Genomic DNA, 14,744 nt, shown 5'->3' with positions numbered 1-14,744 from the left:
GTTAACGAGGTCGGGGATCAGGTCGACGGCTGCGAGGTCTTGAGGGGAAAGTAGGTAACGTTTTTCTCCCATGTCTTGGATTTCGCCATCGATAACAAGTTCGTAGGGCATGCGGCATGCTTGGGCACACTCACCACGGTTGGCTGAGCGTTGGCCTAGGGATTCTGAAGTGAGGCACTGACCTGAGTAGGCTACGCAGAGAGCTCCGTGAACGAAGACCTCCAGTGGTACGCACTCGCTTGGGTTGAACTTATTGATCTCACCTAGTGAAAGTTCACGTGAGAGTACTGCGCGATCGAGCTTGTAGAGTGAGTCGATGAACTCAAGTCCTTCTGGAGAGGTGATAGTCATCTGAGTTGAAGCGTGGATCTCAATGGATGGAGCCACGGTACGGCAGAGCATTGCTAGTCCGAGGTCTTGAACGATGATGGCATCTACCCCAGCGCGTTCGAGTAGGCGCAGTTGAGTTTCGGCGTCTTCCAGTTCAGAAGTGAAAATGAGGGTATTCATCGTCACGAAACCTTTGGCTCCATGAGCGTGAAGGAAATTCATCAGCTCTGGCAGGTCTTGGTCGGTGAAATTGTCAGCGCGGAGGCGTGCATTGAATTTTGAGAGACCGAAGAAGATGGCGTCGGCTCCATTAGCAACAGCTGCGCGGGCACAGTCCCAGTTACCTGCGGGTGAGAGAAGTTCGGGTGTGCGATCAATGTTCATGGTTCTATGAATGGTTGGCCTTGCAGTTGATTGCTGCAGCGAAGCTGTGGTGGACTGAAACTAGTCCCATTCCAAGTAAATAAAGGTGTGCTCGGCTACTAAGTCGTAGACTGATGGGCTTAAGATGAGTCTATGCTATAGCGTGGGCGTTTTCTAGCCCTCACCGCGAAATTCTCCGGGTGATTTCCCAGTCATTCTTTTGACGAAATTCGAGAGCCCAGATGCTTCAGAAAATCCAGCTTGTTGTGAGATGCTCTCAATCGTAGAGGATTTGTCGCGCAGTAGATCTGTGATGGCCTTGATACGCATTTCTCTAATCAAGACGGCAGGGCTGGTATCCGTGCTCTTTTCAAAGGCTCTTTCGAGCCCGCGGCGTGAAACTCCGCAGGCTGTAGCGAGCTTTGAGACGCTAGTACCCTTGAGTGATTGGGCGGCCAAGTAATCGAGAGCTTTCTGGTAGGTAAGCATAGATTTATTGATCTCATGGCTGGATTCGCGAACTACTGTCTTTGCTGGCTGCAGCATGCTGGGGGCGTCCTCTTTGAGAATACCCATGGCTTTAGCTAATGCAACGGCCGCAGCCCGTCCAATATCGACGCCTCTAAGATCAATACTGCTGAGTGAGGGGCTGGTGGTTTCGCACAGTAGTCTGTCGTTATCCACTCCGATGACGGCCACTTCCTGTGGTACTGATAGACCTAATTTGTTGGCAGCATTTATCACATCGATACCAGCTTGATCATTGCACGCTAAGATTCCGCAAGGCTTAGGGATAGGGGCGAGCCATTTGGAGATAGTTTCGACAGCGGCCCAACTATGCCGAGTTTCCGCTGGTAGGCAAAGAGTCTCGTTGTTGACTGCTCTGGCGGTAGCGTAGGAATGAAAGGAGCGACGTCGAGCATCGGACCACATCACGCCATCCCAATGGACAAAGCCCCAATAGCCGAGATTGAGCAAACTGAATTCTTCACCAGCTAAACGACCAATTGCTTTATCATCGACGTGCGGCCCATTGATATATTCAGCTGATTCATCTTCACTGGCTCTGATGAAAATGCAGGGAGTGCTGAGTTGATTGATCGAGCGGGCGAGTTCTGGTGAGAGCCCCCTAGCTATGATACCATCAAATTTAGCTTGTTTGCGGTGCTTTTCTAGTTCGTCTACTGTAATGGATGGTTGAATACAGCGGATCTCCCAGTTAAAACCCTCGGTCCGCATCGAGAGCACTCCTCTGAGAATCTTACGTGAAATGAAACCTGAGGATTCACCTAGGAAGAGAATTTTGAGCTTTTTGTGGGAGTTCTTCAAGCTGTCGTAATTTTAAATTTAAGTGACGCAATATCTATGTGTTCTCAGTTGAATAAGGATGCGTCAATAGAAAATGGCTTGTCGTTAAATGTAATGGTCCGATGCGCAGCATGTAGTTGATTCTCAGCTGTGATTGTGCAGCATGGATTAGTTGCTATAGCAATTGGTTTTTGAGTCTCGGCAGGTAGTGTCTAGGCTCACAGTTGTAAATGTTTCCATTGATGGAATGATAGATAACCATAGCAGACTACAATAATGGATGATTTAACGAGAGCAAAAAACGGTGGCTTTGGGACCAAACTGGGTATTTACGGCAAAATGTCAGGACCGGGTTGGGTTCAGGCGGCTGTGACCTTGGGTGGAGGGTCCTTAGTTGGGGCACTTTATTTGGGCGTAATTGGTGGTTATCAGTTCTTGTGGCTACAACCACTTGCGATGCTCTGCGGTATTATAATGCTATCAGCGATAAGTTACGTCACACTTTCCTGTGATGAGCGCCCATTCCGGGTGATGGAAAAGAAAGTTTCACCAACTCTTGCATGGGGCTGGTTGATAGCGACCGTTATTGCGGACACAGTATTCTGTGCGGCCCAATTTTCGTTAGGTCGAGGTGCGATAGAGGATAATCTGGGATTCACACCCGGGCCCTATGTCATCACGGGCTCGCTATTCGTTCTAGCGATGGCTCTGATCTGTATATCTCAGAAAAATTCGAAAGCTGCAGCGTTGATTGATAATATTTTAAAAGCCTTAGTTGGCGTGATCGTCCTCTGCTTCATGGCAGTGGTCGTGACTCTTATTTCCAAGGGTGCCGTGCAGTGGAGTAGCCTATTCTCAGGACTTATCCCAGATTTCACTGCACTCTTTAGACCTACCGATCAGATCGCAACGGCAATCTCGGCTACGGGTGATGGAGCTAGTTACTGGACCGACTACGTCACTGGTGAACAACGCAGTAAAATCATCGCAGCATTCGGAACAGCAGTGGGCATCAACATGACGTTCCTTCTGCCGTATTCGCTTAAGAAAAAAGGTTGGGGTAAACAGCATCGCGAACTCTCGCGCTATGATCTGATACTCGGTTTATTTGTGCCATTTGTCCTTGGCGCCTCAGCGCTAGTAATCGCCTCAGCGGCTTCATTTCACGCCAAGCATGGCGATATGATCACTGCTGAGGGTAAGCCCCTCCCAGGAATGGAAAGTGCGTATTACAAAGTGGTTGATAAGCGCCTAGAGAGCGACGTTAGTGGTTTCTCCAAATTGGACGCAGAAGCCAAATCTCTCCATCGTGAAGGGCTAGCATTAGAGGAGAAACAACTCGCAGCTATGTTAGCGAACAGAGGGGCTAAAAGTCTAGCCAGTTCATTGAAACCCTTCCTAGGCGAAAATGCTCAAGTTATTTTTGGAATAGGTGTTTTTGCTATGGCGGTCTCCACATTACTCGTCCACATGATGATGAACGGTTACGCGATAAGTGAAGCATTTAACAAAGTGGGTGATACCAAGTATTTCGTACTAGGAGCCTCGATGCCAGCAATTGCAGGACTTTTCTCACCTTACCTTTGGAGTGGCGACGCCAAGGCAGCTATGGCAGTCCCAGCATCTGTTGTTGCAACAACCTTGTTGCCAATTGCATACTTAGCTTTTCTGCTGTTGATGAACTCCAAGTCAGCATTGGGCGACGAGCTTCCGAAGCGCAGGGGCTTGATCAACCTACTCATGGTTATCTCCGCTGGTGCGGCATCGTTCGCATCTATCTGGGCGCTCAGCGCTAAGGGGGTTCCCGGAATGATTGGCGTTGCTGGACTCGGTTCGCTCGCTGTAATAGGAATCCTAGGATTTGTGAAACGAAATAAATCCGCATAAAGTAACTTTTTAACAAAGCCAAATCATGAAATTTGCAATTATAGGGACAGGGATGATAGCCCATTTCCACGCCAAAGCCATCCAGTCTATGACGGGAGGAGAACTTCACGCTTGTTTCAACAGAGATACAAAAAAGGCAGACAGCTTTGCGACTGAATATGGTATTCAAAGCTATTCAGATTTGAATGCAATACTAGCAGACTCGGAGCTTGATGTCGTTACTATAGCTACCCCCTCTGGTGCGCATTGTGAACCGGTATTGGCCGCTCTGAACGCAGGCAAGCATGTTATTTGCGAGAAGCCGTTAGAGATAACTCCTGAGAGGATTGATCCGCTTATTACTGCGGCAAATGAAAATGGAGTAGTTCTAGCTGCGATTCTCAACCGTCGATTCAACCCATCTGTCGTGGCGCTGAAGGAGGCTGTGTCGCAAGGTCGTTTTGGTAAACTCTCTTTGGTTGAAGCCTCCGTGAAATGGTTCAGAGACCAAGCGTATTATGATTCTGCAGCATGGCGAGGAACGTGGGCGCTTGACGGCGGAGGAGCACTGATGAATCAGTCGATTCATATCATCGATCAACTGCTCCACGTAGTTGGGCCAGTGAAGCGAGTCTCAGCCAGTATGGACTGTATCGCCCACGAAAACATTGAAGTCGAAGACACCGCTGTTGCCATTCTCGAGTTTGAGTGCGGAGCAAAGGGGGTGATTCAGGGTTCAACAGCTTGTTATTCTTCGACTGGCCATCCTGCTGAAGTCAATATTTGCGGTGATAAAGGCTCGGCTTTTCTCGCTGATGAATCATTCAAGGTCTGGGATTTTTCAGAGCCAACTGAGCAAGACGCTGGGGTGATAGCGGAACTGATGACGACCAGCGAAACTGCCGGGCTAGGGGCAAACGACCCGAATGCGATCAACTTTATTGGGCATCAGAAGAATTTTGAAGAAGTTGTGGCTGCGATTAAAGAAGGAAGAGAGCCTTCCGTGTCAGGAAACGAAGCGCGCAAAGCTGTGGCTTTGATTTGTGCTATTTACGAAAGCGCAAAGAACAACGGGCGCTGGGTCTTAGTCTAACAAAATATACGATAATGAAGTTTTCAGGATTTACAGATGAAGCTGCTCAAGATCTGGCTGGTCAGATCAAGGCGACCCAAGAGTTGGGCTGGGAGTATATCTCGGCTCGAGGAATTGATGGTAAAAATATCCATGACCTCGATGGTCGAGCTTTTGAAGCAGCGGTAGCGATGCTTGAGGAATCAGGGATTAGAATAGCAGAATTTGGTTCACTTATCGGATCTTGGTCAAAATCTATCAAAAGCGATTTCTCAGTGACGCTTGGGGAAGTGGAACGAGCGATCCCGAAGATGCAACGACTCGGCACGCAGATTGTGCGAGTTATGTCCTACGCGCAGGAGTCATGGGGCAGCGAGCAATACCTAGATGAGAGAGTCAAGCGGCTCCGCGAAATCGTTGCCCGCTTTACTGACGCTGGACTTACGGTGGCTCATGAAAATTGCATGAACTACGGAGGTTTTAGCTCTCAGCATACATTAGAACTAGTAGAAAACGTTCCGGGTCTGAAATTGATTTTCGATACTGGTAACCCAGTTTTTCAACGAGATAGGTCAACGCTTGAGCCGCATCCTTGGCAAGACGCTTGGCAGTTTTACCAAGATGTGAAAGAGCACATCGTTCACGTGCATGTTAAGGATTGCCTTAACCCAGTGAAGGATGGCGTCGAGCCAGAGTATGTTTTTCCTGGTGAAGGTCAGGGGTGTGTCAGGCAGATAATGGCTGATCTGAAGAGTTCAAATTATCAGGGGTTTATCGCTATCGAGCCACATGTAGCTACTGTCTTTCATGCGAAATCCGACAGCGTGGACTGGAGTCAATGCTACCAAAGCTACGTCGACTACGGACGAGCGCTAGAGTTGATGAGTACTGAAGCATAAAGTTTGTCGTAAAACGTAAGGCTGGAATGCGAAATGTTTCCTGTGAATTGTTTACAGGTGACGTATAGTAAGGAATGACTATATTTTCTGGCAATCGAAGTGTCCTCCTCGCAGTTTTATCTATCGCTGCTTCTAGCGTCGCTGCTTTAGCTGACTCGCAGGCTCCAACGACGCAACAATCGACTCAGCTTGATGAAGTAATTGCACTTTTTAACGGCAAAGATCTCACCGGCTGGAAGGTCGTGGGTGGCAATGGCAAATTCAAAGTCGAGGATGACTGCATCGTCGGATTTGGTAAAAATATCAAAGGTAACACATTCTTACGTACTGAGAAAACTTACACGGATTTCGAACTCAGCTTTGAATTCAAGTTTGACGATCGGAGTGGTAACTCTGGTCTGATGTTCCGTGGAAACCAGAAAGCCTCAGATGATGGGAATGGGCGAGTTTTTGGCTACCAATGCGAAGGTGACCATACTGATCGTAGTTGGACTGCTGGTCTGTACGACGAAGCTCGTCGAGGCTGGCTTTTCCCAGTTAAAAAGGGCAGTGATGAGCAAGCTGAAAAGCGTGAAGCTTTTAGTCAGCAAGGTAATAAACTTTTTAAGTGGGATGGCTGGAATACCATCGTAGTTCGTTGCGAGGGGAATCACATCCAAACCTGGCTCAATGGAGAGAAGCGGGTCGACTTCGTTGACGAACATAAAAAGCATGACACGCGGGAAGGCTTCTTTGCTCTTCAAGTGCACGGAGGAAAATCGTGCAATGTCCGTTGGAAAAAAATCCAGCTCAAGCCGATTCAAGTACCAGCAAAAGGAAACTAAACGCTGATGCATAGTAGATTCATTGCCATTCTTATGGCGAGCTGTGCCTTTTGTTGTGCTCAGCAGGGGGATAGAAAAGGTCATGTTATGGTTGATCCTATCCCAGCATCCGAGATTCCGCCTTCTCCTCTATTGTCGCTAACTGACGCCCTCAAGTCATTCCAATTGGCTGATGGTTTTGTGATTGAGCCAATTGTTGAGGATTCCAAGATGCATATGCCTGTAGCTTTGTCCTTCGATGCGGACAACCGGGCGTGGGTGGTGGAGATGACTCAATACATGATCGATCTCGATGGTAATGGTGAAGAGCTTCCTACCGGGAAGATCAAAGTCTTCGAAGATACGACTGGCGACGGCAAGTTAAATAAGGTAACGCTCTTTCTCGATAAGTTGGTGATGCCGCGTGCTGTCGCAGTGACTACCGATGGCGTTTTATTCGCTAGCTCCGGTAAACTACAATTTATCAAACGCAATGGTCTCAAGCCAGTCGGTGAGCCCGAAGTAATCGACGCTAGCTATGCAGTGGGAGGGAATGCTGAGCACCAAGCAAATGGCCTACTCCTTGCTCGTGATAACTGGTACTACAGTGCCAAGTCGGATAGACGGTATCGCAGAATCAATGGAAAATGGGTCATGCAGAAAACTGCGTTTCGTGGCCAGTGGGGGATAGCTCAAGATGATGCAGGTCGCCTTTTCCATAATAGTAATAGTACCTTGTTAGTCGGAGATCAATATCGACCCAATCTTTTCCGGAATATCTCAGGCTATACCCCTAAGCATAGAATATCCGCACGCGCAGCATCTAACAAGGTGTTTCCAGTTCGGGTAACCCCTGGGGTAAATCGAGCATATCAAAAGGGAACTTTGGATAAAGATGGTAAGTTAGTCAACGCGACCGCTGCCGCAGGAATGACTATTTACCGTGGAGAAAACTTCCCAGAGTCTTTTAATGGTTCTGGGTTTGTTACCGAACCTGCTGGAAATTTGCTGAAAGTAATAAATATCGAGCGCGGCGCAGATAATAAAGTAAAAGGGGCGTTTCACTATAATGGGAAGGATTTCCTAGCGTCCACAGACGAATGGTTTCGCCCGGTCAATGTCTACACTGCACCGGACGGTTCCTTGTGGATGATCGATATGTATTTTGGCTTGCTCCAGCATAAGGCATATTTGACGAGCTACCTGCGGAAGCAATACGCCAGCCGTAACCTAGATAAACCAATGCCCAACAATGGAAGGTTGTACCGCATTCGTTATACTAAGAATCCTCTGAATAAAGCCGTCAAACTTTCAGGTAAATCAGTGGAAGAACTCGTCCCATTTTTATCGCACAAAAATGGGACAGTACGTGACACCGCGCAGAGGTTGTTAGTTGGCCAAGTACAAGACCCAGCCAATCTAAAGGCCTTCACAAAAGCTGCCAGTTCGAAACTTACAGGAAAGTATTCCAAACTTCACGCGCTTTGGGTTTACGAGTCAACTGAATCGATCTCAAAAAACTTCCTCAAGCATTGTCTGAGTTCCGATGACTATGAATTGCATGCTGCTGCGCTTGAGCTGGCTCATCTGGCTGACGGACCGATCTATGAAACAATTCTGGCCTATCAGCCCAAATCACAGACAGCTCTCTCAGCAGTCTATGCCCTAGGCCGACTTGGATCAAAGGAAGGCTACCTCAGGGCTCAAGAGGTGATCGCTCAATTTTCTGAAAAAGTAGGGCTGTTAGCTGAGGTATATGTCAGTGGACTGGGATCTAACTTTAAACTATCGAAAGATTGGGGCGCACCTAAGCATAAGAATTTAGTGAAACAATTGGGACTCGCAGACAAGGCTCTAAACAAGTCTGAGGTTGTGAAAAATCCAGTTGTACCTAAGGCTGATAAAGCACGCTATGAGCATGGGAAGAAGCTCTACACTGGAAGTGCCGCATGCATGGCATGTCACGGAATGGAAGGTCAAGGCCAAGGAGAATTGTTTCCTCCTCTGGCGCCGTCTAACTGGGTGAGTGGAGATCCCAAAATACTAGCCAAAGTTATTTTGCATGGCCTAGAGGGACCTATCAAAGTGAATGGAGTGAGCTTCAATTCTGCGCAAGCTATGCCGAAATTTGTCCAAAGGACTGATCTAACTGATGAGGATCTAGCGAGCTTGATGACATACCTACGTTACATGAAAGGCAACAAAGGTGGAGTGGTGAAAGCTGACCTAGTCAAAAATGTGAGGGCTGAAACGAAAGGTCGCACTAAGAACTACACTCAGAAAGAGTTGATGAAATAATCTCGGTATCCCAAAAATGGCGCGCCCTGTAACAGCTCTATTGTTGCAGTGGTAAGATATATTCTCAGCGGCCTTGAACGTGGTGCCCTCACTGAGTCGGGCTTTAACTATATTACCGTCAGTATTAGAAGTGCTGGCCAGATTGAGGTCTTCAATCGCCAACGATTGGTTATTCCATGCTTCGTTGTAGGTGAAACGGATGAAATTTTTATCCCCCGGCTTGGCTGTTGAAATGGAAGTTGAAATCTGTTGCAGGTTTCCAGATTTATTGAAGGGACGTGAACAACCTTGCCAGCTAGCTTATAGTTTAAAGCTTCGATAGGATTTCCCTTATCCACTGATTGACTAATAAGTATTTCGGTAGTTGCCAGATTCTCCGGATCTGGCGTGCTGAGTCTCACACACACTGGAAACGTGAAATCTAGAGTTCTCATTATTGCTGATAAGCAGTGTCGGAGGGTGTGAGATTTGCCCTTTTACTTGGTCGATCCACATCTTCGAATGATAAAAATTAGGTGACTGATAAAGCCGTTAGGCGTTTATTTTCTGGTGATTACTGAACCAAGTGATGCTAAAGGCGCTTTTGAGTGGTTAAACTGCGAGGTTGGAAACTTCAGGAGATTTAATCTAGAGTCTAGAGCTTCGAGGATATAAAGAAGGAAGAGGCAATAGATTGTAGGAATGTGTTGGTACTGTTATGATAGCAGCGGGATAAGTCGTTCTCTCGAAGAGCTTGTTTATACAGACCGTTGGCTCCGTACGCGGGTGTCGTGACGTAGGATTTTGTCGTCTACCCTAACATCGCTATGTTCTGTAGCAGAGGTGCTTTAGCATGGATCGTGCAGGCGGAAGCTTCAGGGCATCCAGTTTGACCCAGATTGAAAGCCCGTTCACAAGTTACCCAGCTGGTCAATCGTGACAGGGTTTTTTGGTGGATAATGAGCTCATGTGTGTGTTGGGTGAATGCCGCGACTGATATGTCGCTGCACATGGTCTTACTAGCTTATGAGAAACACGTCGCGTTTGGGTTTCATCATTGTCCTCAGCGTGATAGAAGCGTCCTTCATCGAAGGCGAGTAGTGTTGTTTAGTTAGAGTGAATTATCGCTCGGATGTGTTAGTTCTTGTAGCCATTCGTTCCCGAAGTGAATAGAAAGTTAAGCTTTTCAAGCTTCTTAAATGAATCCATGAATACGAGGTCTTGGATGCCCAGTTCTCCAAGGTGTGGAAGGATCCAGATGCCTGAGAATGATTGGCTAGCAGAGGGAACTTTGCTTACTTCCTTGCTATCGATCCAGAATCCATCGCGACCTCTAAAGCCAAATAACTAGGTACCAAAGTAGCTGGCAGCTGCTGAGTGGTTGGGTTCGGCAATACTGTCGATGGCGTAGAATTGGAAGCTATCAGTTATGATTTCTTTGGAGAAACCTATAGTCTTGTAGGTGTCTTTACCTGTGAATGACGCGCTAGATTTTTCCAGAATTGTCTGATGTTTCAAGTAGCTCTGACGTTTTACTGCATCTATGAGTTTGATCGTCGCTACTTGGAGTAAGTTCATTAATGACAGCAAGAGCGAGGTTAGTAATTCATTTTCAGAGCCTATTTAGCAGATATTCCTCGCAAGGTGCCTCGATTGGTTCTTTTTGGCATCGATCGCGTTTGTCTGTAAAGCTGCTAAAAATACAAAAGCCCACAATGCCAAGAACAGGCAATGTGGGCTTTTGTATTAAAAGGTTCTCTGAGTGGAGAGTTACTTAGCTGGAACGAGTGATTCAGCGGCTTTTTTAGCAGCAGCGTCAACAGACTTTGTCGCAGCTTCAACCGAGTCAGTAGCAGCTTTAGTTGTTGCGTCAACCGCCGTGGATTTAGCAGCTTCAACTGAGTCCGTAGTAGTCTTAGTCGCTGTGTCAGCCGCGTCAGTCGCCGTGGATTTAGCAGCTTCAATACTCTCAGTAGTTGCCTTAGCTGCTTCTGCAGTTACTTTAGCTGTAGCAGCTGCGGCTGACTTAACTGTAGCAGCAGTCACTTCATTAGTTTTCTTGATGGTAGCAGCTGCTGAGTCTCCAGCATTTTTCATAGCTGAGGTTGCTTCAGCAGCAACTTCTTTAGTTTCTTCAGTAGCTGTATTCGCTACTTTTTCAGCAGCAGCAGTGGTCTGTTCAGCAGCTTCAGAAACAGTGTTCTGAGCTTCTTCGCAAGAGACCATTACTGCAGCAGATGCTGCGCAGAGGATGATTGATTTAATTGTCATAGTAGTTGTCTAGTAGTGAGATAGCGCACGTAATTGTGATGACCACAATCGCTGGTGCCGTTACGTAACTCCTAAGTCCCAAAAAGTGAAGAAATTTCTGATAATCTGCACAACTTGATAGTTAGGCTTCCCAGCACTCAATTTTGTTGTTGAGCCATTTGATCCACTCAGGGTGAGTGTTGAGGCATGGAATAAGTTCAAATTCCTCTCCGCCGAGCCCGAGGAATAGTTCTTTACCTTCCATCGCGATTTCCTCCAGAGTCTCTAGACAATCAGTGATGAAGGCTGGACAAATGACCTTGAGATTTTTTACTCCCTCTTTAGCTAGGCGTTCGATTTCAAAATCAGTGTAGGGCTTGAGCCATGGGTCCTTGAGAAGGCGTGACTGGAATGAAATGGTGACATCGTCGTGATGTAATCCACCTTTTGCCATTAGCGCATATGCTGATGCATAGCACTGGTGGCTGTAGCACGTTGCGTGAGCTGGGTGGGGTGTGGTGCAGCAGTCTTTGGTCTTGAGACAATGGTCGTGAGATGGATCAGTTTTCTGCACGTGGCGCTGCGGGATGCCGTGGAACGACATCATGAGGTGGGCTCCGGAACCTTCATAACTCGGTCTGATAGATTCCCATAGCGCATCGATATACTGAGGGTCTTTATAAAATGGTTGAACGAGTACTGTGTTGATTTCAGCCAAGCCCTGAGCTCGGAGTTGATTCATCAGCTCGACGACTGCTGTCTCATAGCTCGACATCGCGTATTGTGGGTAGAGCGGGATGATCATAAGGTCGTCGATGCCGTCCTTTTTCATCTCGGCAACAATCGACTCAGTTGAAGGGTTACCATAGCGCATGGCTAAGTAAATAGGGGTATCGGTGTTTGCTTGAACGAGCTTTTGCTGTGCTACACTGGTGGCAACGAGTGGAGAACCGTCTTCAGTCCAGACCTTGTCGTAGGCTTCGCCAGCTTGTTTCGGTCGCTTTGGTAAAATGACAAGTTTGAGCAGCAGTTTTCGAAAAATGGGATTGAGATCGAGCACGCGATCGTCTGATAGAAATTGGTCAAGATAGGTGCGCACGTCCTCGAAACTTGTCGAGTCTGGTGAACCTAGATTAAGAAGAATGACGCCTTTTTTAGCCATGATGAATGAGTGAGTCTAAAAACGTGGAACGTTTATAGTTGTTTTAGATTATACGTATTTTGATTTACGTTAGAGCTGATGAGTTCGTTGATTATTTGGAAGAGATTTTTTCGGTAAGCTTGATGCCACTGACAATGCAGTCACCAACGGAGATGCCACCGCGATAGTTTCCAGCAAAGTGGATGCCGGAGAATTTGCGTTCGCATTGCTCGAGTTGCTCAAGGATCGAGCTGTATCCGATATTGGCCTGCGGGATTGCTTTCTCCCAGCGCACGAGGCTGCTGAAAAATGGGTTTCCTTCGATACCTAGGAGACGGCGGAGTTCATCCATTACAGAAGCTTTCATAGCGCTCTCACTCATTTTAGCATGCTCGGGTGTGCGTGAGCCGCCGAGCATGATGTTGATAGCGACACAGTCGTCGGGTGCTCTGCCAGGGAAAAGTGTGGAGGTGAAGAGTGCACCGAGGAGTTTGGATTTCTCGTTAAGGGCGTTAAGCATGCCGAAGCCGTCGAGCGGGTGGCTGATCTGGCTGCGCTTGAACCCTAGCGTCATGGCGGCTACTGGTGGGTAGTCGAGATGGGGGACTCTGGAGATGGCGTCTAGGACTTTGCCCTCTAAGGGGAGGTTTTCTAATTTGTGCGCGGGAACTGTGATGATAACATCGTCAAAGCACCCCTGACCCGTGGCTCCATTTTCGACTTTCCAGTCGATGTGCCAACACTTGGTTTTCTTGTTGAAAAAAATGTTTCCAAGTTTGGTATCGAGGAAGATGGAACCTTCTTGTAATTTACTGGCAATGCCCTTGGGCAGAGATTCCATGCCGTCCTTGAAGGAAATGATTTTACGCTTAGCCATTCTATTTGAATCGCCTTTGCCTTTTTTGATTTCACGCATCATCACGTATATCCCTTTGATGAGTGATCCATGCCCTTGTTCGAGAGCGAAGAGGCGCGGAAAGGCGTGGTTGGTGGAGAGTCTGTTCGGGTCACCAGCGTATATGCCATTGACGAAAGGAGCTGCAGCCTTTTCTAGTATTTCTGGTCCCAGGCGGCGCCGGATGAAGTCGGCAAAAGATTCGCCTCCCGCATCGGCTGCTCGTTTAGCAATGAAGGGTTCTTTGGCGAGGCGCAGTTTAGCTTTTAAGGAAAAGAGTGAGCTAGTGACGAAGCTTGCAGGGGAACTAGGCAAGGTATTAAGTTTTCCCTTATGCACAACAAAGCGTTTGTGAGCAGCCTTATTGGCAACTTGAATTTTAGAGCTCAGGTCTGCTTGGTGGATGAGGTTCTCAACCCTTTTGTCATTCACCATCAGTGAGTTTGGCCCATGCTCATAAAGGAATCCTTCTTTGGAAGAACTCTGGATAGCTCCACCTATTCGGGAGGATTTCTCAAAGATGACGGCACTGTGTCCAGCTTGCTGTAAATGATAAGCGGCACTGAGGCCGGTGATTCCAGCGCCAATGATAGCAACATGCTTACGTTCTATATTCTGTTCCGTCATGGGGAGTTTGCAGCCTATTGCATACTTGATAGAGATGATATATTCAAGTCCGGTCATTTACGCAACTCAAACTTCACATCGTTTATGGTTCACGGCTTCAACATGAAAGTGCACCGATCTAGTTAGTGGTTAAATAAGAGGAAGTTTGGTGTTTTTCTGTCGAGACATTTTCGATGCCTGCGATTCAATTTCTACTTCGGCGAATTCAAGATGCTAGCGCAATTGGGGCCGATGAGTGTGGCGTTCGTTTTATCTGAGACGTACTTGCGGTTGACGTGTTCATTTGTAGAACGTTATTCCTCGCTCAGGCGCTTGTATTGTACTAGCTTTTGGTTTGGCGATACACCAGAATATTGCTACAAGTTCTGGCCTTTTGACAGCCCTTACAATTACGTTAGCGACTTCGGCTCGCGGATAGATATAAAAGAGTCAAATATGAGAAATAATTTGTTAGGAGCCGTGGAGGCTGGCGGGACGAAGATGGTGTGTGCTGTAGCCTATGAACTGGGGGATATTATTGAGGAAAAGAGGTTTCCCACCACTCAGGCTGAGGAGACTCTCGCTGAGGTGAAGGAGTTTTTTGAAAACGCCAGTAAGAAGTACGAAGAACTGGGGGCTATCGGATACGGAACGTTTGGTCCAGCGGCAGTAGCACCAACCAGCAAGGACTATGGTAAGGTGTTAGCCACGCCTAAGCTAGGGTGGGAGGGTGCTGATGTGATGGCTTTTCTTTCTGAAGCATTTCCTAATGCGGCACTTAGTTTCGACACTGATGTGAATGCCGCGGCCTTGGGTGAAGGTCATTCTGGTGCAGCCTTGGGGATGGTTAACTATGTTTATATCACTGTCGGCACGGGAATTGGTGGAGGAGTTGTGATCGGTGGTCAGCCTTTGCATGGAAATCCTCACGCTG

Annotated in this window: 12 protein-coding genes; 6 read left to right on the top strand and 6 right to left on the bottom strand. The window is 47.5% G+C overall.

Annotated features, from left to right (window positions below):
* Together ABGY95_RS12245 and ABGY95_RS12240 are read right to left on the bottom strand one after the other, a co-directional pair.
* Nucleotides 1-714: peptidase U32 family protein (locus ABGY95_RS12245; protein ID WP_347441967.1), on the bottom strand; the 714-nt coding region annotated here is incomplete at its 3' end.
* A 153-nt stretch (nt 715-867) separates the two neighbouring features.
* Nucleotides 868-2,022, bottom strand: a complete 1,155-nt coding sequence (locus tag ABGY95_RS12240) for a substrate-binding domain-containing protein (RefSeq protein ID WP_347441966.1) — start codon at nt 2,020-2,022, stop codon at nt 868-870.
* Between the two features lie 255 nt (nt 2,023-2,277).
* Here ABGY95_RS12240 and ABGY95_RS12235 point away from each other — a divergent pair, with 255 nt between their 5' ends.
* From ABGY95_RS12235 to ABGY95_RS12215, 5 genes are all read left to right on the top strand, one after another.
* Nucleotides 2,278-3,888: a divalent metal cation transporter gene (locus ABGY95_RS12235; protein WP_347441965.1), complete on the top strand. Its 1,611-nt coding sequence runs from the start codon at nt 2,278-2,280 to the stop codon at nt 3,886-3,888.
* A 25-nt stretch (nt 3,889-3,913) separates the two neighbouring features.
* Nucleotides 3,914-4,960: a Gfo/Idh/MocA family oxidoreductase gene (locus ABGY95_RS12230; protein ID WP_347441964.1), complete on the top strand. Its 1,047-nt coding sequence runs from the start codon at nt 3,914-3,916 to the stop codon at nt 4,958-4,960.
* 14 nt (nt 4,961-4,974) lie between these two features.
* On the top strand, nt 4,975-5,838 hold the full coding sequence (locus ABGY95_RS12225) for a sugar phosphate isomerase/epimerase (RefSeq protein WP_347441963.1): 864 nt from the start codon (nt 4,975-4,977) through the stop codon (nt 5,836-5,838).
* 74 nt (nt 5,839-5,912) lie between these two features.
* The gene (locus ABGY95_RS12220; RefSeq protein ID WP_347441962.1) at nt 5,913-6,662 is read left to right on the top strand and encodes a DUF1080 domain-containing protein; all 750 of its coding nucleotides are present in this window, start codon (nt 5,913-5,915) and stop codon (nt 6,660-6,662) included.
* A gap of 6 nt (nt 6,663-6,668) precedes the next feature.
* The gene (locus ABGY95_RS12215) at nt 6,669-8,939 is read left to right on the top strand and encodes a c-type cytochrome (RefSeq protein ID WP_347441961.1); all 2,271 of its coding nucleotides are present in this window, start codon (nt 6,669-6,671) and stop codon (nt 8,937-8,939) included.
* 1,326 nt (nt 8,940-10,265) lie between these two features.
* Here the strand turns inward: ABGY95_RS12215 and ABGY95_RS12210 are convergent.
* The 4 genes from ABGY95_RS12210 to hemG form a co-directional block, all read right to left on the bottom strand.
* Nucleotides 10,266-10,496, bottom strand: a complete 231-nt coding sequence (locus tag ABGY95_RS12210) for a hypothetical protein (protein ID WP_347441960.1) — start codon at nt 10,494-10,496, stop codon at nt 10,266-10,268.
* A gap of 192 nt (nt 10,497-10,688) precedes the next feature.
* Entirely contained in the window at nt 10,689-11,189 is a 501-nt protein-coding gene (locus ABGY95_RS12205; RefSeq protein WP_347441959.1) for a hypothetical protein, read from the bottom strand.
* Between the two features lie 121 nt (nt 11,190-11,310).
* Nucleotides 11,311-12,330, bottom strand: a complete 1,020-nt coding sequence (gene hemH, locus ABGY95_RS12200; RefSeq protein WP_347441958.1) for a ferrochelatase — start codon at nt 12,328-12,330, stop codon at nt 11,311-11,313.
* Nucleotides 12,331-12,421: 91 nt separating this feature from the next.
* A complete protein-coding gene (hemG, locus tag ABGY95_RS12195) occupies nt 12,422-13,831 on the bottom strand; it encodes a protoporphyrinogen oxidase (protein ID WP_347441957.1) in 1,410 nt (469 codons plus the stop codon).
* A gap of 435 nt (nt 13,832-14,266) precedes the next feature.
* Here hemG and ABGY95_RS12190 point away from each other — a divergent pair.
* The coding region (locus ABGY95_RS12190) for an ROK family protein (protein ID WP_347441956.1) at nt 14,267-14,744 on the top strand (478 nt) is incomplete at its 3' end.

Source organism: Rubritalea sp. (assembly GCF_039830215.1).
Classification (GTDB): Bacteria; Verrucomicrobiota; Verrucomicrobiia; order Verrucomicrobiales; family Akkermansiaceae; genus Rubritalea.
The sequence above is the reverse complement of the archived record's forward strand: the minus strand, read 5'-3'. Positions and strand labels throughout refer to the sequence as shown.